Here is a 23,392-nt window from a genome sequence, read left to right on the forward strand (position 1 = left end):
GTTAGGTATTAAAGTGTACAAATTACAAAATTTTAATGGCTTCACCTTTTACAACCGTAAAACAATATTTAGGCCTTTTATTGCTGCTGATAACAGCTTCCTGCGCAACCTATGCCCCTAAATATGCAAACAAGCAGCAGGGAGAAAACGGGGCTGCCGGGGAGCTTTTGCACCGGTTTTACCTTATTGGGGATGCCGGATATTCCCCTATAGGGGGTCTTAACCCGGTTTTGGTCCGGTTTCGTGACCGGCTGGCAACAGCCCCTGAAAACAGTACGGCTTTCTTTCTTGGCGATAATATCTACCCTTCCGGATTGCCGGATGAAGATGAGGATCCGGCTGGGTATGCCCTGGCCAGGAACCAATTGGATGCCCAGATCAAGACTCTGGAACTTTTTAAGGGGAGGCCTGTTTTTATACCGGGTAATCACGACTGGTACAGTGGAGGCATCAAGGGCCTGAAACGGCAGGAAAAATACATAGAGGATATACTGGACCAGAAAGATGTGTTCCTTCCGGAAAACGGCTGCCCGCTGGAAACCATCGAACTGGATGATGAAATTTTCGTAATTGTTCTGGATACCGAATGGTACCTGACCAACTGGGATACCAAACCCGCAATTAATGACGATTGCGTATTGAAGAGTCGTGATAAATTCTGGGCTGAACTGGAAAGTGAGATTAAAAAGAATGCAGATAAAACAATACTGATCACGACCCATCATCCCGTTTTCAGCTACGGGGTACACGGCGGGCAATACACCTTTCAGGAACAATTCTACCCCTCAAAAGGGAAAGGCCCGCTTCCTGTGATTGGCAATGCAATTAACCTGTTCCGAAAAACGACAGGTGTATCTACAGAAGATCTTTTCAACAAGCGGTATCTCGAATTGCGCAAGCGGCTCGTAACGCTTGCCCAGTACGGGGATCGCGTCATTATCGCTTCGGGCCATGAACACACCCTTCAGCACATAGTGGAGGAGGGAGTCACACAAATTGTAAGTGGTGCCGGGGCCAAACAGGGAGCAACCCGTTTACTGGGAGGCAGCCAGTTTTCAACCGGGATGTGGGGTTATGCAGAACTGGATGTCTACAAGGACGGGAGTTCCCGGGTAACCTACTTTGGGGTAGACAAAAACGGCAGGGAAGAGCAGCTATTTCAAACCGAGGTTTATCAGAAAGTGGACTACGCAGATGGACGGCAGTACCCTTCCGAATTTGCGGAACAGGTACAGTCATCTGTTTACCGGCCCGGGGAGGTTGATAAGAGCGGCTTGTCACGGTTTGTCTGGGGCAATCGTTACAGGAAATATTATGGAACGCAGATTTCAGCATCCACCGTAAGCCTTGACACGCTTTACGGGGGCCTGCAGCCTATTCGAAAGGGAGGGGGTCAGCAATCCAAATCCCTCCGGTTAAAACATTCGAGCGGCAAAGAATACGTAATGAGAGCCCTCAGGAAACAGGCCGAACAATTTCTGCAGGCAGCGGCTTTCCAGGAGCAATTTGTAATGGGTCAGTTTGATGGAACCTTTACTGAAAACCTGCTGGAAGATTTTTACACCGGAGCCCATCCTTACGGACCCTTTGCCCTGGATGTTATGTCCGATTCCCTTGGGCTGTACCATACCAACCCCAGGATATTCTTTGTCCCCAAACAGCCTGCCCTTGGAAAGTACAATGAAGATTTCGGAGGGGAATTATATATGATAGAAGAGCACGTATCTGAGGGGCACGAAGAGCTTGCCAGCTTTGGATATGCCAGGGACATTGAAAGCACCTATGATATGCTCAATAAGCTGAGGGAAGATGAAAAATACAAAATCGATACAGACTTATATCTCAGAGCACGCCTTTTTGATATGCTTGTAGGCGACTGGGACAGGCACCAGGACCAGTGGCGCTGGGCTGAATTTAAAATAAAGGATACAGACCGGGTCATCTACCGCCCCATTCCAAGGGACCGGGACCAGGTTTTTTCCAATATGGGAGACGGCGCCCTGATGGGGCTTCTGGTACGTTTAATGCCCCCCATGAAGAAATGGGAAGGTTTTAAAGAGGAGATCCGCAATGTTCGCACATTCAATGCCAATGCCTTTGCCCTGGACCGGGTTTTGCTTAACAATACCCGCCTGCAAGACTGGCTGAAACAGTCTGCATTTATCAGGGAAAGGATAAACGCCGCGGTGATCGATGCTTCATTTGAAGGGTTTCCCCCCGAAGTTCGCGGGAAAACGACAGCGGAAATCAAGCGAATCCTGCTGGCCCGCTTATCACACCTGGATTCCTTTGCAGAGAGGTACTACAGGGTGCTGCAAAAATATGTGGTTATTTATGGAACTGATAAAGACGACTGGTTTGATATCAAGAGCCCAACTCCCGAAACGCTACAGGTACAGGGATACCGGATCATAGACGGGGAGAAGGAGAAAAAATTCTACGACTATACCTTCGACCCTTCGCTGACACAGGAAATCTGGATATACGGCCTGGACGATAAAGACCGATACGTCTTCGATCTGCACCCAAAAAATAAAATCCGCATTCGTGTTGTAGGTGGTCGGGGAAAGGATTATTACGACCTGAACGGGACCCGCAAAGCGATCATTTACGATTATAAAAGCAGGGAATCTGTCTATGAAGGAAAGGTTTCCCGTACCCGAATTGTGCGTACAGATGATTACGAGCTCAACACCTATCAGCCTTTTAAGCTTGCAAACTATACCAGCCAGTTCACTCCGGGCTTTGGGTTTAACCCGGATGACGGGGTTCTGCTTGGGCTGGGATACACCTATACGCATTATGGCTTCCGAAGAAACCCCTTTACCTATCAGCATACCCTGAACGGAGCCTATTTCTTTGCTACCAGTGGCTATGATTTGAGTTATACCGGGGAGTTCGCAAACCTGCTGGGCAATTGGAACCTGCAGCTTGAGGCCCGTTACACCAGCCCGAATTTCAGCAGGAATTTCTTTGGTTTTGGTAACGAAACGGAGAACCCGGATGACGATTTAGGTCTGGACTATAACCGGGTTAGGCTCAGAAACCTGCATTTCAAGCCCTCTCTGGTGTGGAGAGGTGCATTGGGGGCACGTTTTAAAGCTGGGCTATCTTACGAGAATATCTCTGTTGAAGAAACCTCAGACCGTTTTGTTAATGTGTTCCTGACGGCTAATGGGGAAGAAAGCCAAACTGAATTTCTGGGGGTGCATGGCGCCTATTTTTACGAGAACAGGGATAATACGGCCTTTCCTACTTTGGGGATGAGCAGTAGCCTGGAATTTGGTGCAAAGTCCCAGTATTTTGGTTCCGGGGCTACTTTTGCTTACCTGATTCCCAGCCTGAGCCTGGATCACCGCCTGGTATCTTCCGGAGCCCTGGTTCTGGCAACCAAATGGAAAGCGCATTTCAACATTGGAAACGGCTATGAATTTTACCAGGCCGCACAAATCGGGGCCAATAACGGCCCCAGAAGCTACAGGAATGAGCGCTTTACGGGGAAAACGGCCTACTATCAGCTCACGGATTTGCGTTTGCAGTTCAGGCAGATGAAAACAGGACTTTTCCCCCTTTCATTTGGCTTGTTTTCGGGCTTCGATTACGGCCGGGTATGGGAACCCTCGGAGTCCTCGTCAAAGTGGCATACCTCTTACGGGGGAGGATTTTTCCTGAATGGTGCCAATGTGAGCAATATCAACTTCGCCCTCTTCCATGGAGGAGACGGGCTGCGGTTTTCATTCGGGCTGGGTTTTGCCTTTTAAGGGAAGGGGAATGGTAAAGCTGTATAGATTGCCGCCGCTCCCGTGACTGCGTTCATCGGTTAGGTAAAGTTCTGTCTCACTAATAAAGCAGACAGATTCCAATTGGGTGTTGGCACCCAGGGCTATCATACGGGTTGGGCCGTTTTTAAAGCCACGCCTCTTAAAATTTTCGAACACCCATAAATTCCCGTATCCCAATAAAGCCAGGCGGTTCCCCTCAGGCGAAATGGCAGCATCTGTAATCTGGCACTGCCGGTAATCTTCACAGGTTGTAAATTCGGCAACCCATTCTGCTGTATAGTCGCCGGGTTGGTCCGGTACTCTGTAAACCCTGGCTTTCCCGTTAAAGGGCCGCCCCCTGTTTTTATTGATTATATAGAGAAAGCCCTCGTAATGGAAGAAGGCCTCGGCATCGTAATACAGTGCGTTTTTTTCAGGCGGATAGGCATCCTGATCTGGGTAACGAAAGCTGATTTTCCTGGCTTCGATCTTATCCCCGGGCTCTATGACAGGATTCGGAACTTTATAGATGCGCAGGTTTTTCCGTTTATTGCCATTGTTACCAAAATCCCCTATATACACCTGGCTGTCCCGGTCCATGGTAAGGGCTTCCCAGTCGTCATTTTTGGCTTCTTTTACCTTAAAGGATTTCAGCATTTGCCCGCTGCTGTCTACCGCGTAGAGATTATCCGGATTGCCATTGTCCTCAATCAGCCAGATTTCATTAGGTCTCAGGCTGATGATGCCAGAACATTCATTTATGGCTTTTGGTAATTCCGCCACATAACGCAATTGCCCATACTGGGCACAACTCCATCCCAGCAACAAGCAGCTTAGAACGAGAATGCGGTTTAATTTCCTCTTTGCTTTAATGGCGGCAACGTTTTTTGTAATCGAATACTTTAAAAATACAGTTTTAATTGTGAATGGCGGATTACGGCAGGTTCAAATAGGTCCGGACAAAGGATAATTGGCGCGGCTTTTTAAAAGTTTAGGAATAAAGGGATATATTTAGAGATCCAAACAAACCAATACCGACAATCATGATAGGCATTCTTTCCTTTGTGGGTTTTACCCTGCTCGTAGCAATCATATCCTATTTTGCTACCAGAACAACAAATGAAACAACTTCCGACGGCTATTTTTTAGGAGGCCGAAGCCTGACCGCTGGTGTGATTGCAGGGTCTCTTTTATTGACCAACCTCTCAACAGAACAAATTGTTGGCCTGAATGGAAGCGCCTACTTGGATGGCCTTTCAGTAATGGCCTGGGAAACGCTTGCAGCGATCACCATGGTAATTACCGCTGTATTCCTCCTGCCCCGTTACCTGAAGGGCGGTCTTACCACCGTTCCGCAATTCCTGGCCAAAAGGTTTGATGTTACCACCAAAACCATCACTTCCGCCCTTTTTCTGACGGGATATGTTGTGGTGTTGTTACCGGTAATCCTGTATTCCGGATCGGTAGCGATCAGTGGGATGTTTGATGTTCCCGGTTTACTGGGGGTTTCGGAGTCTACAGCCCTCAAGTTATGTATTTGGGGAATAGGCATAGTAGGATCCATCTACGCCGTATTCGGAGGCCTGAAGGCGGTAGCAGTTTCAGACAGTATTAACGCTATTGGTTTACTGATAGGGGGGGTACTTATTCCGGTTTTCGGTTTGATGGCTATTGGCGATGGAAGCGTCCTGGAAGGCCTTAGCAATTTATACGAATCCGACCCGGCCCGTTTTGATTCAACCGGGGAGCATGGACAGGAAGTACCCTTTAGCACCATTTTCACAGGGATGATGCTGGTACAATTGTTTTACTGGGGAACCAACCAGCAAATCATACAACGGGCCCTGGGAGCCAAGAACCTGGCAGAAGGACAGAAAGGCCTTTTGCTGGCATCCTTTGTTAAGATACTGGGTCCTGTAATATTAGTACTTCCGGGAATGATCGCTTATTATTATTTTGAGGGGGACCTGGCTTCCAGCAATATGGCTTACCCGGAACTGGTCCGGGCGGTATTGCCAACTTACCTGGTTGGCTTCTTTGCTGCTGTTCTTTTCGGGGCCATCCTGAGTTCCTTTAACAGTGTCCTGAACTCTTCTGTGACCCTCTTCGGGATTGATATATACAAACAGCATATTAACAAAGATGCTACCGAGGCCACCACTGTCAAATACGGTAAGGTTTTCGGGGTAGTCCTGGCCCTGGCGGCCATGTTTGTTGCCCCGGTCATAGAAAGGGCCGGAAGTATTTTTGAATACCTGCAGGAGGTAAACGGAATTTATAATATCCCGATACTCACCATTATTGTTGTGGGCTACCTTACGCGCCGGGTTCCCGCTATAGCTGCCAAAATATCTATTTTCCTCGGTTCAGGGCTGTACATCATCAGTCAGTTTATCATTGGCCCAAACATGGTAGACAATGCCCTGCAAGCCGCCAGGGATTCAGGAATTACAGATGCTGCCAGCCTGAGGATGGTAGAAGCCGATGCCTATCCGCATTACCTCCATATTATGGCGATTCTCTTTGTTCTGAATGTGGCTGTGATGCTTATTATCGGCAGGATTTGGCCCAATAAAGTTCCTTACCAGCTGGAGTACACGGGTCAGGTAGAGATTACCCCATACAAATATGTGAAGCAGGTTGGGATTTCCATTGTGGCTATTGTGGTCGTAATCTATATCGCCTTTGCCAAATAAGCCGGACAGCTTCCTTGACCGGCATTAGCTAATGGTTAAATATATTGATTGATCAGGTTTTCAAATAATTCCTGTTTTCCGCTCTGAAGCGGGACCTTGCCCTGTTCCATGGCTATATGGTACAGGTCTTTAAAGTCCAGTTCCCCCGCTTCGAACTCCCTGCCCTTGCCCCAGTCATAAGACTGATAACGCTCTTTGCGCAGAACCCTGTAGGGAGAGGAATCCAATATTTTTTCGGCAATCAGCAATGCCCGGGCAAAGGTATCCGCTCCGCCTATATGGGCCAGGAAAAGATCTTCAGGGTCTGTGGAATTCCTCCTGAGCTTGGCATCAAAATTAATGCCTCCCCCCTGCAGGCCTCCTGCTTCCAGAAAGGTGAGCATGGCCAGGGTCACTTCATTGATGTTATTTGGAAACTGGTCGGTATCCCATCCATTCTGATAATCTCCCCGGTTGGCGTCTATGCTTCCCAGCATTCCATGGGCCGCTGCAACTTCCATTTCATGTTGCATGCTGTGCCCGGCCAGGGTGGCATGGTTTACCTCCAGGTTGAGTTTAAAATCGTCCTGTAAACCATACTGCTTAAGAAAACCAATCACAGTGGCGGCATCATAGTCGTATTGATGCTTCATGGGTTCCATGGGCTTTGGCTCTATAAAAAAGGTGCCTTTAAACCCCTGAGCTCTGCCATAATCACGTGCCATCCCCAAAAATCGCCCCAGGTGGTCCAATTCCCGCTTCAGGTTGGTATTGAGCAGGGACATATAGCCTTCCCGTCCGCCCCAGAAGACATAGTTTTCTCCACCGAGTTTTATGGTTGTGTCCAGTGCCAGTTTAATCTGGGCCCCTGCCCGGGCCAGAATCCTGAAATCAGGATTGGTGGCAGCCCCATTCATATACCGGGGGTGGCTGAAACAATTGGCAGTACCCCAAAGTAGCTTAAGCCCCGAGGCCTGCATTTTTTTAAGGATATAGTCACTAATCTGCTGCAGTCTCTGTTCTGAGGCGGCCAGGGTATCTGCCTCCTGAACCAAATCAAAATCGTGAAAACAGAAATAGTCAAAACCCAGTTTGGTGATAAATTCAAAGGCAGCGTCTGCTTTCAGGCGGCCCGCTTCCAGCGGGTCTGAGGGGGCATCCCAGGGATGCACCAGTGTTCCGGGCCCAAACGGGTCTGACCCGGTTCCACAGAAGCTGTGCCAGTACGCTACCGCGAACTTAAAGTGCTCGCGCATGGGTTTTCCTGCTACCAGCTGTTCCGGATTGTAATACTTAAAGGCCAGGGGGTTGTCTGATCCTTTCCCTTCGTACCTGATGGCTCCTATCCCCTTAAAAAATTCTTTGTCCCCGAGTAGTATCATGATTTAGGTATTTAGTATCGTTTCCAGTTGCTCTTTCCAATTATTATATGCCCGCAGATAGGGTTCACTATCCGTATCCGGGAAAACAGTTTTCAAATAATCCCTTTCCCGTACCTGGGAAATTAAAAAAGAGATGCCTCTTTCCAGTACGGAACAGGCACGGGCTGCACCTATTGCCCCGGTTGTATTGTATAAGTCTACCGGTTTGCCGGAAAGGCTGGCTATCGTTTTTGCGAAAACCCCGGATTGAAACAGATTATCGGTTCCGGCCCGTATTTGGGAATCTGCTTCTGAGGCGGTAAACTGCATACCGTAAATAAGTGCAAATGCTATACCTTCCAGGGCTGCCCGGTAAAGGTGCCCCTTGTGATGCCGGTTAAAATCCAGGCACATAAAACTACCCCCTGGGGAGCGCCCGCCCAGTAATCGTTCTGCGCCGTTTCCAAAAGGGTAGCACAGCAGCCCCTCCGAACCAATGGGGATGGCGGCTGCCTGCATATTCATGCTATGGTAATCCGGAGCTGCCGTCTGCTGCTTAAGCCAGCGATATTGAATTCCGGCACCGTTGAGGCAAAGTAATTTCCCGATACGCGGTTGTGTCTTGCTGTGGTTGGGGTGAGCGAAGTTATTGACACGGCGGATTTCAGCTGGCGGAAGCTGTTCAGTAATTCCGTAAAGTACGCCCGATGTTCCGGCAGTAGCTGCCCATTGCCCGGGCTCAAATACATTCAGGCTAAGTGCATTGTTGGGCTGGTCGCCAGCTCTGTAAAGGAGAGGGGTTCCCGCAGCAAGACCACTTTGAGAGGCTGCTTTTTCGCTTACCGTTCCCTGTATTCCAAATGAAGGTTCAATAGCAGGGAGCAAATCGCGGGAAATATTCCAGTGATCCAAAAGGAAATAGGCGGGCATATCTGCCTTAAAATCCCAAAGGATACCCTCAGAAAGCCCGCTGGCAGTGGTTGTATAGTTTCCGGTGAGTTTAAAGGCCAGGTAATCTCCGGGCAGGAGTATCTTTTTGACTTTTTCGAAAACCTGGGGTTCTGCTTGTTGCACCCACCTGAGTTTAGCCGCTGTAAAATTTCCGGGTTCATTCAGGAGCCTGCTCCTACAGACTTTTTCTCCCAGCGTCTTTGCAGCTTCATCCCCAATGGAAACTGCCCGGCTGTCGCACCAGATAATAGCATCCCTGGCAGGCTTTCCGGAAGCATCCATACAAACCAGTCCGTGCATTTGATAGGCAATACCGATTCCTTTGATCTGATTTGCATTTAACCCATTTTTACGAATAATTTCCTGTGTACCCGCGCAGAAGAGGGACCACCACATTTCCGGGTCCTGTTCAGCCCATCCGGGCTGTGGAGCCTTTATGGGGATTTCAGTCTCCGGGCATGTGATAAGGTCCTTTAATTTTCCGCTTTCCTGTTCTACCAGTGCAATTTTGAGTGAAGAACTACCTAAATCATATCCGAGATAATACATAAAGAGCGGTTAACCTTTGCTTAACAGGTACTTATGTAAGATATAAAAAAACCCTGACGATATTTCGGCAGGGTCCGGCGTTCTTTCAGTTATCGTTTATTCCTCAGGGATCTCCGCAATCGGCAAATAAACATCGGCCCGCCATTTCAGTGCGTCTCCTCCCATATTAGGGTTATTGTAGAAGAACTCTATAGGGTTTAATTCAACCGAGATATCATTGCGCTCAGCATAATCTGACAGTGCATACCAGGCCCGGTCTGAAGTAATGTAATTCCCATTGTAAATGGCTTTGAGTGCTTTTTTCTCAAAGAGCCGCTTGTATTTGATCCTTGGATGGTTTGGAAGTTTTTCCGAACGGATAATGGGGAAACAAAAATTAAAGGTGATACTGTCATTGGCCTGATTCCACTCGGTAACCTCTACAAAGGGGGTGCCGTTGAGTTCCACGCCTGCATTGGTCAGGGCCAGCCCAAGGAAATCAATATTGTCCATCATGCCAGCTGCTTTCCGCAATTGCGTGGTGCTAATGGTCGTATAGGCATAATAGGTGCTCTTTAATTCTTCCTCCCCAACAATGGTTACCCGGAACTCGGAGAGATGCTGTTCCAGACCTTCAAGGAATTCCTCCAATTTGTCTACAGTGGCTTTCTCGATAACCGAAGCTCCGAAAGGGGCCTTTATTTTATTCATGAGACTGTGCTCCGGATCCTTAACTTTTACCACTACAGTGGAGGTACTGTCCGTAAGCGGTTCTATGGACCAGTTGTAGATGTGTACCGAATCTCCGACCTGTACCTGCTGCTGCAGGTTGTATAAATCTTCCTGTTCCACCTCGGTATTCATAACTCCAGCAGTATCATGCCAAAGTTTTATACTCTGGTTAATGGTGCCAGGAAAGGTATCGGCCTTAAAACGGACAATGTAATCATAAGGGTAAATAAATAAATAGCTAACCAATGCAAGGCCTGTAATGGCAAGGGTTCCTATAAGTATCTTTTTCATATTCCGGTCTGGGGTTTTTCTGTTTGAAGCAATTCAGTTGCCCAAGGGTTTTATTTTAATCTTAGGATTGGGGTTTATTATCGGCCAATTCGCCGGTCTTTCGCATACTGAGCTGGTCATTGATGAACCGACCCAGTGATTGCCCCTGATCAATACCGATTTCTACGGCTGCACGATAATGAATACCCCCGTACATCCGGCTGATAGCCGCTTCTTCCGAAGCTTCTATAAAGGAATTAAAACTGCGTATCGGAAGGCCATACTGCAATTCGGTGTCATCATCAAATGCAAAATCTTCACCGAAAATACTGGTCAGGGTTATAGCTGCGGCCCCTGAGACCACACTGTGCCCGCTAGTGTATTCCGGAAAGGGGGGCGTTTGCAAAACGGGTTTCCAGTTGTCATCTATATGCTCGTTTATCAGTGTTTCCGGGCGGATCAGATTAGAACGGTATTTTTCATCCCAACAGCTGATAAACCCGTCGGCAATGGCAATGGAGGTTTTGGCATAAGCAAAAACACTGTCGTCAAATCCATAATCAGCTTTTCTGCAGGCTATTTTAGTGATACCGATCCAATGAGCCCCGGGGCTGATTTTTTTGGTTGCAAACATCAGGTGCCCCCGGTTTACGGATACATAAGGGTTGCAATCCCAAAACTGGGCAATGGCTACTTCCTCTGAACTGTCGCCTTTTGCGGTAATCTCCTGGCTTACATCATAGACCTCCTTCAACTCCTTGTAAAAGGCAGATCCCTCCTCCATTGAAAAAGGCGGGGGCGGGGCAGGCCTGAACTGAGAGGCCGAATCCAGCACAAAAGGCCTGATCCTGTTCCAGTGCGGTTCTATTCCTTCCATATAAGCGGGCGGAGTAGGCTGCCATCGAGCCGGGTCTTCTGTATCAACCGTAAATTTGGACATGGTCCGTGTTTGTTTGTAGTTATCCTGGTCCATCCAGCCTGCGATAAACTCGGCTACCTCCAGGCCATAATCCCTGGAAGCTTCAAACTCCCTTTTGTTCTGCCTGTTCCATATGCCGTACAAACTATCCCGGTAGGTTTCTATCCTTTCTTCGGAAAAAATCAGCCTTTTACTTAACTCCATATGAGCGATAAGTGCTGAAAGCTTGTAATTGACGGCCTCCTGCTTTTCAGGTTCCGGAATGCTCATAAGGCCATCCACCTGGCCCTGAAGGGAAGTGTATTTTTCGTTTTGCAAGGCCATGATTTCATAGGCGGCAATATTGGGGTACGCATAAATACGGCTGGCAACCGGCGGGCTGAATATGTCATGAACCATCACCTCTGTTACTTTATCTACCGAGGCGTGGAAATCTTCAGCTGTAATCTCAATGGGTTCTGCAGGTTTATTACAGGAAACCATGACTACGGCTGTACAAAGGATCGATCCTAAAAAAGTTTTCATCTTACTGTATTATCAATTCATCAATTCGTAAACTTCTGCAGGAGCGTTATTGAAAACGACCAGCAGACAAGGTTTGTTTTTTAATTGGAAAATGGCCATATGCCTGACAGATTTGTGAATCAGGTCCAGCCCCAGTTGGTTTGCTAAAATAATGGTATTTTCATTTTTTATCAAGGCTCCCGGGAAGGAATCCAGGCGCCCCTGATAGGGCTTTAAGCCGAAATAATTTCCTGCAGCCAGTATTTCCTGCTTTCCGTCCCCGTCAAAATCTGCATTAATAAACTCCATTATGGGAGCTGCCTGAAGCGGGTTGGCAAAGGGCACGAAGCTAAAACGGCCGGCTTCATTTCTAAGGAATCCGGAACGCAGTTCTGATATTTCAAATTTTTCAGCTGCTTCAAGGGTTTCCTCCCCGAAAATCTCGGTCAGATCCTGCCCGGCAAAGGCACTGTACTTGGGGTATTTCTTTCTGAGCATCACCATCTGAGAAGCCAGCTCATCCAGGCCCGCCAGGGGAAAGTACTTTCCGTTTTTTGCTGTAGCTATCAGTGTTTCAGTACTTCCGTTGCCATCGAAATCCGAGAAATACATTTGCAGCGGATAACTTTCAGTGGCGGTGAATTTGGAATTCAGCCCCCAGTTGCCAAGAGCGTAGTCCATATCTCCGTCCCCATCCATATCAAAGGGGGCAACACGCTGCCATAATCCATTTAACTGCGGGGAAACATACGGCTTAAACCCATTCCCGTCATTTTCGAAGAAGCGGGGAGACATCCATTCCCCAACCACAATCAGGTCGCTGTCTCCGTCTCCGTCAAAATCGGTCCATAGCGCATCGGTTACCATTCCCAGGTTGAGGCCGTCAAATTTGGCGGATACTTTAAATACTCCAGCTTCGTTTTCGAAAAGGAAACTGTCCGGCCGCTTGCCAAACTTCCCGGTGATGGTCTGGTTCCCTACAAAGAGATCGAAATCCCCGTCCCCGTCAAAATCAAAAGGCCGGATAACGGATGTGTTTGCAAAATATTTGGGAAACGCCTTTTTAATAAAGCCGGTATCGGTCTGTACGTAATATCGATTCTGTAATGGGGGTGTTTCCCCATAAAAATCTCCTCCCCCGTTGCCGATGAGTATATCCATTTTACCGTCTCCATTCAGGTCTTCAATAACTGCTGCTATGTTTTCATCAATACTGTCGTTTTGGATAGCCGGAAGGGATGCCCAGGTATATTTCCCGTTCCGTTGCAGAAATATTTGTGCCGGGTTGGATTTGGAACCGCCGAAAAACAAATCGGGCTGGCCGTCATTGTTCAGGTCGCCACTGGCGAAAGCGGGCCCGCGGTCTGCCAGGCTGTAGGGCAGTAATTTTTCACGGTTAAAGTCTGTGTAGTTGTCTTCCATATGTTCAAATGGAAGAATGGCGGAATCATTGAGCTTGTTAAAAAGAAGCGTTGGCTCTGAGGCAGCCAGAGGTCTTTTAGCCAGCGCAGGTCCTTCGGCCCGGACTGCCAGACTTTGGCCGGTTTCAATGTTTTTTAGTATCTGTGATTCTCCTCCGGGCCAAATGATTCTGAGGGAATCAACGGTTTTCAAATTTCCAAAACCAAAATGAACCATCGGTTCTGAGGAGGCCTGGAAGCCCCTGACCGTGTACAGTTCACGAAATTGCATTTCCCCGTCGGCCCAGGCGTAAACTTTGCTTCCAATCCCGTAGGGGTTTTTATCTGAGTAGTGCAGACTTAGTTTCAGGGATTGATGGTTTTGCGGGTTTTTATTCTCCAGGATACTGGCCTTGCGGTTCAGGTTGTTGACCACCAGATCCAGGTCGCCATCCCTGTCGAGGTCGGCCCAGGCGGTAGCCCCTGACAAAATAGTATCTTTTTTAATCCACTCCCCGCTGCGATCGGTAAATTTCAAATCCGAGCCCCCTTCAAATACATAGTTGTGCACATTCCCGCTGGGCATCATTTCAAGGGCCTGCTGATCCATTAACTTGGTGTTGTTTATTTTGGCCCGGATCTGCTCATTTGAGATAAACTTTACAAAATCGAGGTCATTTGGCCGTTTGGGGATGCCATTGGATATGAATAAATCCTGCCTGCCATCCTGGTTCCAGTCTCCGAAAAGGGCACTCCAGCTCCAGTCGGTTGCGGCCACGCCACTCATGAGGGCCGTTTCCATAAACTTCCCGTCGGGCTGGTTGATGTAGAGCATATTACGGGTAAACTGGTAGTAGTAACCAAAGTTCTGGATGCGGATCCGTTGGGTCTGTACATTGTCATCCCCTTCCGAAGATTTCAGGGGGACTTCTTCTTCCGGCAGCATATCCAATGAAATCAGGTCCGGCCGTCCGTCATTGTTGATGTCGGCCACGTCACTACCCATAGAAAAGCGGCTGCTGTGGCCAAAATAAGTCCGCAGGCTTTCGGTAAAGGTTCCGTCCCCGTTGTTCAGGTAGAAATAATCATCCTCATGAAAATCATTTCCGATATACAGGTCAGGATACCCATCCAAGTTGAAGTCTGATACCGCCAGACCCAGGCCGTATCCGTTAATCCCCCCGTAAATACCGGCTTCCTCGCTAACATCAGTAAAACGGTCTCCGTCATTCCGCAGCAATTTGTCACCGGTATCGTAGTTACGATCGTACCTCAGGGCTGCCCTGCCATAGGAATCCTGCGTATGTACCGCATGATTGAGCAGATATAAATCCAAATCCCCGTCCTGGTCGTAATCCAGGAAAGCCGCATTGGAACTGAAGGTGTCGAAATCCAGACCGTACTGGGCAGCACGCTCCGAGAAAGTATTATCCCCGTTATTGATAAACAATTCATTGTGTCCCGAAAAACCGTTGATACCTACTACTGCGCACACATAAATGTCTAGCAGCCCATCCCCATTTACATCGCCCATAACTGCCCCGGTGTTCCAGCTGCTGTTTCCGGCTACCCCGGCCGCTTCGGTAATGTCTTCAAACTGCAAATTGCCTTTGTTGAGGTATAGCTTATTTTTAACCTGGTTCCCGGAAAAATACAGGTCAGGAAGTCCGTCCTGGTTGATATCACCAACGGCTACCCCGCCTCCGTTATAGAAATAGAGGTAGTCCAGTATGTTGAGGGCATCCGTTTCCTTCAGGTCATTTGAAAAAGCGACGCCGGTGGCATCCGGGTTCACCTCCTGGAACTGGCTTGCGTTTTCCTTACAGGCCCAGAAGACACTCACTGATAAAAGTATGTATAATGTTTTTTTCATTGCAGGCTAAAGAGCTTGGGAACATTTTCATTTAGTGCGGCAAGAATATAAATGTTGCCGTCTTTATCGGATAGTTTTCGCAAATACTTTACTTCTCCGTCTATCATAAAACCACTTTTGTTGAAGTCCTGCCATTGAAAACCGGCTTTGCCGTCTCCCAGCAGTACGTTTCCGTAACCTGCATCCAGCCTTGAAAACTGCGGCTTGAATTCATAGTTGTTCCCGGCCATCACCAGGTCGGTATTTCCGTCGGCATTCACATCCATGCAGGCAATGTCACAGATACAGGACAATTGCACGCGGCTTGGGAGTTTTTTTATTGTAAAAGAACCGCCCCCTTCGTTTATGGCCACCACAGATTCAGATAGGGTTACGCGTTTTATGATGGAGTTGCTCACCAGCTCCGGTGGAAACAATTCCTGAATGGTCCGGGTAGCATAGACAGAAGCCTTCAGGTTTTCTTTTTTCAGGGAAACGAGTTGGCCGGTGAGTTCTTTTTTCTGATGAATAGGGTAGTCCCCTCCCTCCTCGGACAGGGTCATGATCTGTTCCAGGGTCCCATTGTTGTCAAAATCATTAATCCACAGGCGCATGGGTTTTCCCGGTTCCGGTTTGTAATGGATATTAGAGCCCTGATTCCCAAGTACCAGGTCCAGATCCCCGTCATTATCGAGGTCTGCAGTCTGAACAGAATTCCACCAGCCGTGCAGGCTGTCCAGGGATGTATTGATGCGGGTCAGCCGCCTGCCGTTATTCCTGAAAATTTTGGGGCTTCCCCAGTCTGACACGGTAACCAGGTCGGGTTTCTGGTCTCCATCCATATCTGCCCACAGGGAACCGGTAACCATGCCGGCTTGTTTCAGGTCGTTAGCCATGCGGTCTGTCGCATTGCGGAACTGACCATTTCCAACATTCTCCAGAAAAAGGTGATCCGGGTCAACCCCGTAAACACCCACTACTGAGCGCGATCCGATAAATACGTCCATATCTCCATCCTGGTCAAAGTCCAATGGACTGACCGTTGACATATTCTTCAAGGCTGTGGGTAGTTCCTCTGGGGATTTTTGGAAATTCCCCTTGCCGTCATTGAGATAGAGGCGAGGCCGGTAGGTTTGTTTTTGGGAAACCTGATTCCCCCCACTTGCTACCAACAGGTCTAAATCGTTGTCCCCGTCAGCATCAAAAAAGGCTGCGGCGGTATCCTCATAGGAGGCATCCTGCTCAAATGAAAGGTTTCTTACAGGCCTTAATTGTCCTTTTCCCATATGGAGATAGAGTTTTCCGGCCTGGTTGCTTGCGCCGCCCAGGTAGAAATCATCATTACCGTCTCCGTTCACATCTCCTATGGCCAGGGCAGGTCCTTCCTGCGAAAGTTTGTGGGAGATCAGCCCCTCGTGGTCAAAATCATTATAGAGGTCTTCTTTATGAGCCTGCACATTATTGAGGGGGACTTCCGTAAAAAAGGTCTCCGTTCTTGGCGGGGGAAGTAGCCTGTAGGTTTCAGTCGCGTCCGAATGTTTTAACAACAATTCCTGGTTGGGCTGTACCCCTGTGAGTAGCTGCGTTTGGTCATCCGGCCAGATAATGCGCAATGAATCGATCTGGCTGGCTTTTCCCAGGCCCAGTGCCATGGTGTAGTCTACCGAAGATTGAAAACCCCTGGATGGGATTAATTCCTGTACAATAACCTGATCATTAAAATAAACCCTGGCAGTAGTCCCGATTGCAAACGGATTTTTTTCTGGTCCTTTAAACTGGAGACGGATGTAGTTATTGTTTTTCTGTTTGTCCGTATTGTTGCGGTATATAAAGGCCTCCATATTGACATTGTTGATTACCAGGTCCAGGTCGCCGTCATTATCCAGGTCGCCGTAAGCGGCTCCATTGGAGCGGGTTGGTAAATCAAACCCCCAGTATTCATTGGCCTTGTCAAAAGTGATGTCCCCCTTGTTGCGATAGGCGTAGTTCGGCTGGGGTTCAATGGGCATTTTCTGTATGATGGAGTCAATAGACTCCTTGCGTCCGGTAAGGGCCATTTTCTGAATGATTTCGTTGGCAAAAAAGTCGACAAAATCCAAATCTGTCAGATCGTGGTTGATTCCGTTTGTGATAAAGATGTCTTTTAGGCCGTCGTTGTCCATGTCAAACATCAGGCCTGCCCAGCTCCAGTCTGTTGCATCTACGCCACTGAAATAGGCTACCTCAGAAAAGGTGCCATTTCCATTATTGAGCTGCAGGGTATTCTGTATGTATTGCTGGAAAAAGTCTTTCCCCCTCTTGAGGTTGTAAACATTATAGCCCTCAAACTCCATAACCGATTTAACGCGCTGTTCGGGTTCTGGCAACATATCCGTAATAAAGATATCCTGGTAACCGTCATTATTGATATCGCCAACATCTATCCCCATGGCAGACAGGCTGAGGTGCCCCGTCCAGTCTTTAATCTGTTCTGAAAAAGTGCCGTCCTGGTTGTTGATGTACAAATAATCCCTTTCATAAAAATCATTGGAAATATACAGGTCTGGGTAGAGGTCCTGGTTAAAATCGGTAACCATTACTCCCAGTCCAAAGCCGATCAGGCTCCCGTAAATCCCGGCTTTCTCGCTTACGTCTACAAATTTCCCTCCGTCATTCCGGAGTAACATGTCTCCAACACCCCTGAATATATGGGGCACACCTTCCCAGTCCTGGGCACGCACTTCTCTTTGTTCGGCGTATCCCAGGCTGCTAACGGGGATGTTGCTGTTGTTGAGGATATAGGCATCCAGATCTCCGTCTTTGTCATAATCAAAAAATGTGGCGTGGGTAGTAAAACCGGTTTCGGCCAGGTTGTACTCGGCAGCCCGTTCTGTAAAAGTCAGATCCCCGTTATTGATATAGAGGTCATTGTCGTGATTGTTGCCCTCCATATTCCCGGCATTGCTTACATATATATCCAGCAAACCGTCTGCATTGATATCCGCCATGACCACCCCGGTAGACCAGGGTTTGTTTCCGGTTACCCCTGCCGATTCTGATATATCCTCAAAACGGAAATCGCCTTTATTCAGAAACAATCTGTTGGCCACCATATTCCCAGTAAAAAAGATATCTACCAGCCCATCGTTATTGATGTCGCCCAGGGCCACCCCGCCCCCGTTGTAAAAATTCCGGTATTTGAAAATGTTGAAATCCTTTTGGTTTTCAACAGAGTTAACAAAGCTTACCCCAGTGCTGTCTGTGTTCAGGAGGGTGAACAGGGTTTCTTCCTGCTCCGGGATTGCTCCTTCGGTCTGCTCTTCGGCGCAACTGCCCAGGAGCAGCACCATTCCAAGTGCGATTATTCTATTGAACTTCATATTCGTTTTCATTGCATTCTAAAAAAGACCGGACTGTCATCATTCCTTCCGATCACATAGGTTTTTTCCCCTTTGATGACAAGGGATGTTATATTTCTGGCGGCCCCTGAAAGGGGAATCGTATTGCGGCTGTTCCCTTTAAACCGGGCATTGCCCTGGTTGATCAAAATTAAACCATTCAACCCGTCCAATCTACCGAGTTGGGTATTAAGTTGATGGTGATTTCCAACCGGGAGCAGATCTACCTTTCCATCCTGGTCAAAATCATCTAGTGCGAAATCGTAAATAACCGAGGCCTGGGCCAGAAGGGGTAATCGTTGCCTGTGGTACTTCCCGTTCCCGTCATTAATAAACAGGCAACTGGCCAAGTCCGTAACCTTTTTTTGATCTGCTTTCGAAAGCGCTTCCCGCCCAAACAGATCCTGTAACTTTGCCCTGGCAAAGGTATTATAAGTGCGATATTTCTTATTTAAGAACGGCATTTGTTTGACCAGTTCGTCTTTGGAGGCGAAGGGGGTTTCAATTCCCTTGTGATAGTAGGTTACCAAAGGTTCAATAGAGCCATTCTGATCAAAATCGTATCGATAGAGTGTAAGCGGTTCTTTGGGGGAGGCTTCAAGTTTGCTGTTCAGCCCCCAATTCCCACCCAGGATGTCCAGGTCCCCGTCCTGGTCTATATCTGCAACTTTAACGGTATTCCATAAGCCTTTATGGGCCTCAAGGCCGCTATCTTCCTGCAGTTCCCATTGCCCTGCCTTGTTTAAATAAACAGCCGGGGCGTTCCAATGGCCAATTACAATGAGGTCAACTAGCTCATCTCCATTAAGGTCCTGCCAGATGAAATCCTGAATATTCCCGTAATCCTGCAGGCCCGGCAGGTATTTTTCCGTAACGTCGGTAAAGTTGCCAAGGCCGTCATTTTCAAGGAGGAAATGCCTCGTATTTTTTCCGAAATTCCCTGCAATCCCATCCGAACTGATAAATACATCCAAATCCCCGTCCCTGTCAATGTCATGGGCCCCGACCCTGGAAGCGTTCGCTTCAATGTCCGGGAAGGATTCCGATCTTTGAAAGGTTTTCCCCTGCAGGTTTAAATATAAGCGGGGCTGCAGCGCCTTGCCCTGCTGAAATTCGTTTCCTCCGCTAACAACAAGTATATCGGGCCATGAATCTCCGTTGGCATCAAATACTGCCTGGGAGGTGTCTTCACTTAGGGCATCTTCTTCTAACAGCTCTGTTGCCAGGGGGGCGAAGGATCCGTCGGATTGTTGCAGAAATAGGGAAGAGGCTTGATTTTTAGCCCCGCTGATAAATAAATCATCGAGACCGTCCTTATTAAAATCGGCCACGGAAATATCCGGCCCTTCGTTGGAATTGGCAAAAGCTATTAATGGCTCCCTGTCGAAATCGATGCTGATGTTTTCCCTGTGTCGGAACGGAAGTAGGGAATCATTTACCTGCCAGGGAGTCCCTTTAGGATTGCGGGTGTAATAATTGCCCCCGGCATTGTCTTCATAAAGTATGAGTTTGTTTCCTGAAGGTACGCTTTGGATTTTTTCATAAGCCCCACCCGGCCAGACAACGAGCAGGGAATCGAGCTGTTTGGCCGTGCCAAGGCCAATATGGATTTGGGTTGGGACGGCAGAGAGGTACCCCCTGCTGCTGAAATTTTCACGGAATTGAAGAGTGTCCCCTGAGTAGGCCAGGATTTTGGCGCCTATGCCCTTAGAGTTATTTCCGGATCCCTTCAGGCGTACCGAAATGCCGGAAGCATTCTGTGAAGTATTTTCATATACCGCGGCAATAGCATCCACCTGGTTTACGATTAAATCCAGGTCTCCGTCCTGGTCCAGATCGGCATAGGAACATCCATTGCTATAACTGGGAGTGCTTCCTATCCAGGCTTCAGTGTTGTCCGTGAAAGTTAAGCCCCCATTATTCCTGTAGAAGTAATTCGAGACCTTTTTTGGGGGGATCTCCTGAGTCAGGGGCAGGTCGTCTGTGTTCATCCCGCGGTCTATACGACGCTGTATGGCCTCATTGGCAATAAAATTCATATAGTCCATGTCATTGGTAGCCCCTTTGATTCCGTTGCTGATAAATACATCTTTCAGCCCGTCATTGTCAAAATCTTCGATCAGGGCACCCCAGGACCACTCCGTGGCAGCAAGCCCGGTAAGCTCCGCAATTTCCGAGAACTGTTCCCCGCCCATATTTAGTTGCAGGGTGTTTTGCATGTATTGGGGTGCAAAGCCATTGTTCAGGTACTGCCTGTAGATGGGGAAGGGGTATTCCAGGCCGGAGGTTTTATAGGTAATCAAATCTTCAGGTAGCATATCCAGTGAGAGAATATCAGGAAGTCCGTCATTGTTTATATCCGATATATCGTTGCCCATACTAAAGTGGGAGGTATGGCCTATACTGCCTGTCTCTTTGGATATAACCTCCTGGAAGGTTCCGTCTCTGCGATTGAAATAGAGATAGTCATTTTCAAAGAAATCATTGCTGATATAGATATCAGGGTAACCGTCATTATTCAGGTCACTGATGCCTATGCCCAAACCGTAACCGGCCTTGCCCTGGTATATACCCGCTTCCCGGCTTACGTCTGTAAAAGTATCCCCGTCGTTTCTGAATAAGCGATCCCCTGCCAGAGCGTCAAATTCGCTTCGCTGAGAGCCTTTACCGTAATTCCGATTGGGATGTACCGAGTGGTTTAGCAAAAACATATCCAGGTCTCCGTCCAGGTCGTAGTCAAAGAAAGCGGCTTGTGTAGAGAGGCCACTGAAATCCAGGCCGTAACCTTCAGCCATTTCCTTAAATACAGGAATACCTTTTTCGTTGTTCCCCTGGTTTACGAATAAAAGGTTTCGTCCCTCTAGGCTGCGGTAACCGGAAGCTTTACAAATATAGATGTCCTGTAGGCCATCCCCGTTAACATCGGCATGGGTTACCCCGGTGGTCCATCCCTTAGAATTTATAATATTCGCTTTGCTGCTGACCTCTTCAAAACGGAAACTTCCTTTATTTAGGTAGAAGGCATCTGCTCCCTGATTTGCTGTAAAGTAGAGGTCAATAAGCCCGTCGTTATTAAAATCTGCAGCGGCTACACCTGCTCCGTTATAGTAATAGAGATAGGTAAGAATATTGAGATCGGGCGTTTCCGTAAGCTGATTTTTAAAGGTAATACCTGTCTCAGTGGGGGCCATTTCCCGAAACACAGGAGGGTCACTTTTGGCGCAACCACCCAGCAATAAACAAAAGGCTATTCCAATTAATAGAATTCTCATAAGTTTCTGAAGACAGCTTACGAAATTAAGCAGAAACCCCAAGAAAGGCCAATGAAACCAGCTGTGTTAATTTTTCATTAAGTTAAAGTTTAAGGTAAATGAGTGGAAGGCTTAGTAAAATAAAAAAGGCTGTCCTCAGGACAGCCTTTTCTTATTATGATCCAAATGGATTAGTATCCAGGATTTTGTACCAAATTTGGGTTTGCCAGTAATTGTGGTAATGGGATAGGGAATAACAGTCGGGTGGTGTTTCCAGCCTGACCATCTCCTTTCAGTTCCCAGTTTCTCAGGTAGGCGCCAAAACGAACCATGTCGTTTCTTCTCCAGCCTTCAGCGAATAATTCACGACCTCTTTCGTCCAGGATATCAGACTCTGTAACAGACCCAAGAGGGCTGGCACCTCTTTGAGTGCGCAGAGTATTAATCATAGTTGTTGGGTCACCACCACTTCTAAACATGGCTTCTGCTTTCATCAGATAGGCGTCAGCGTAACGGAACATCAGGTTGTGCGCTCCGAACCCATCATTGTACTGTGGTTGATATTTCTGTACACGGATTCCAGTGGTCTCACTGTTGTTGATAAGGCTTACGTTACCGGAACCATCAACAAACTGACGGGTAAAGGCCAGTGGCCCTCCCTGACGATCCTGAAGCGGGGTACCGTCCAGAGCGTACTGCTGTCCGATCAGGAAACCAACTCCTACATTGGATCCGGCATTACCATTTCCTATGTTAGGGACACCTCCGCGACGCTCTTCCTGATTGCTGGCCGGTGCAGAGAATAATACATCGGTGAAAGCATTGTCGTTAGGGTTTCCTTCGAAAAGGTCATAGTATTCGGCCAGAGTACTGAAACCATTCCATCCCCCTCCACCTAATCCGGTAGAGTTGTAGTGCAGGCCGTTGTAAATACGGTTACATACACAGGCTTCTGCCCACCAGATAGTTTCAGTGTCCGGGGTGTCTCTGAACATGTCAAAATAGTCATCCTCAAGAGCGTAACCCTCGGCAGTAATAGCATCTACAAGTGAAATTACTTCTGCCATATCCGATGCAGCTGGCGTAGGGATACTCAATTCACCGGCAGCCAGAGCCAACTGGTTGTCATATATATGACGGTTTAACAGAACTTTCGCTTTTAATAAGCGAGCAGCAGCTTTACTGGCGCGTTTCAAATCACCCGTGGCGGCTGCTACGGATGGAAGGCCTGTGATGGCAGCATCCAGATCCGCAAGGATAAAGTTAACTGCCTCTGCACCTGAAAGTACTGCGGGTACTTCGGAAGATGACAAGGTAACATCGCGGAACGGAACCTGTCCGAACAGGTCCAGAATGGTGAACATGTTATAAGCTCTCAGGAAATGAGCCTGAGCGGCAACATCAGCAGTAGCACCAGACCTGGAATCCAGGATCTGAGAAGCCAGTAACTGGTTGGCGTTGTACTGGTTGAAGGGAGTAATGATATCCGCTTCTTCCAGGCCCCACTCGTGCTGGTGTAACTTTCTCCAGCGACCGTTATCCCCCCAGTCAGCACCTCTTGTAGGTACTAAAAGGGCATCAGTGGTCACTTCGTAGAGGGCGTAACGCGCAGCCTGGTCGGCCCATGCGCCATAAACCTGTCCGTATAATTGGTTAAGGGCTGAGGCCGGATCCTCCAACCCCTGGAAACCCTCACTGATAAATGAGTCGGTTTCCTCAATCTCCAGGTCAGTACATGAACTGAGCCCGAAGACCGTGAGTAAAGTAAGTGTTAGTAATTTAAGATTACATCTTTTCATGATCTACAATTT

Annotated in this window: 11 protein-coding genes; 2 read left to right on the forward strand and 9 right to left on the reverse strand. The window is 48.0% G+C overall.

The window, feature by feature from the left end; genetic code table 11:
* Window positions 1–35: 35 nt before the first annotated feature.
* Window positions 36–3,761 (forward strand): metallophosphoesterase, encoded by a 3,726-nt coding sequence (locus tag ACT6NU_RS07880; RefSeq protein ID WP_445381128.1) that lies wholly within the window; start codon window positions 36–38, stop codon window positions 3,759–3,761.
* Here the strand turns inward: ACT6NU_RS07880 and ACT6NU_RS07885 are convergent.
* The gene (locus tag ACT6NU_RS07885) at window positions 3,735–4,586 is read right to left on the reverse strand and encodes a hypothetical protein (RefSeq protein ID WP_445381129.1); all 852 of its coding nucleotides are present in this window, start codon (window positions 4,584–4,586) and stop codon (window positions 3,735–3,737) included. The two genes, ACT6NU_RS07880 and ACT6NU_RS07885, sit on opposite strands and share 27 nt — an antisense overlap.
* A gap of 218 nt (window positions 4,587–4,804) precedes the next feature.
* On the opposite strand from ACT6NU_RS07885, the gene ACT6NU_RS07890 reads away from it, so the two are divergent.
* Window positions 4,805–6,457 (forward strand): solute:sodium symporter family transporter, encoded by a 1,653-nt coding sequence (locus ACT6NU_RS07890; RefSeq protein ID WP_445381130.1) that lies wholly within the window; start codon window positions 4,805–4,807, stop codon window positions 6,455–6,457.
* Between the two features lie 35 nt (window positions 6,458–6,492).
* Here the strand turns inward: ACT6NU_RS07890 and xylA are convergent, their stop codons facing one another.
* The 8 genes from xylA to ACT6NU_RS07930 form a co-directional block, all read right to left on the reverse strand.
* Complete coding sequence (gene xylA, locus ACT6NU_RS07895) at window positions 6,493–7,818, reverse strand: xylose isomerase (protein WP_445381131.1); 1,326 nt, start codon at window positions 7,816–7,818, stop codon at window positions 6,493–6,495.
* Window positions 7,819–7,821: 3 nt separating this feature from the next.
* On the reverse strand, window positions 7,822–9,297 hold the full coding sequence (locus ACT6NU_RS07900) for a xylulokinase (protein WP_445381132.1): 1,476 nt from the start codon (window positions 9,295–9,297) through the stop codon (window positions 7,822–7,824).
* Between the two features lie 96 nt (window positions 9,298–9,393).
* Complete coding sequence (locus tag ACT6NU_RS07905) at window positions 9,394–10,299, reverse strand: AraC family transcriptional regulator (protein WP_445381133.1); 906 nt, start codon at window positions 10,297–10,299, stop codon at window positions 9,394–9,396.
* 61 nt (window positions 10,300–10,360) lie between these two features.
* Window positions 10,361–11,722 (reverse strand): vanadium-dependent haloperoxidase, encoded by a 1,362-nt coding sequence (locus ACT6NU_RS07910; protein ID WP_445381134.1) that lies wholly within the window; start codon window positions 11,720–11,722, stop codon window positions 10,361–10,363.
* Window positions 11,723–11,734: 12 nt separating this feature from the next.
* The gene (locus ACT6NU_RS07915) at window positions 11,735–14,974 is read right to left on the reverse strand and encodes a VCBS repeat-containing protein (RefSeq protein ID WP_445381135.1); all 3,240 of its coding nucleotides are present in this window, start codon (window positions 14,972–14,974) and stop codon (window positions 11,735–11,737) included.
* On the reverse strand, window positions 14,971–18,312 hold the full coding sequence (locus tag ACT6NU_RS07920) for a VCBS repeat-containing protein (protein WP_445381136.1): 3,342 nt from the start codon (window positions 18,310–18,312) through the stop codon (window positions 14,971–14,973). Before ACT6NU_RS07920 ends, ACT6NU_RS07915 begins: the two co-directional genes overlap by 4 nt.
* Before the next feature lie 8 nt (window positions 18,313–18,320).
* Complete coding sequence (locus ACT6NU_RS07925; protein WP_445381137.1) at window positions 18,321–21,602, reverse strand: VCBS repeat-containing protein; 3,282 nt, start codon at window positions 21,600–21,602, stop codon at window positions 18,321–18,323.
* Window positions 21,603–21,772: 170 nt separating this feature from the next.
* Entirely contained in the window at window positions 21,773–23,380 is a 1,608-nt protein-coding gene (locus ACT6NU_RS07930; protein ID WP_445381138.1) for a RagB/SusD family nutrient uptake outer membrane protein, read from the reverse strand.
* Window positions 23,381–23,392 lie beyond the last annotated feature (12 nt).

Source organism: Robiginitalea rubriflava (genome assembly GCF_052540725.1).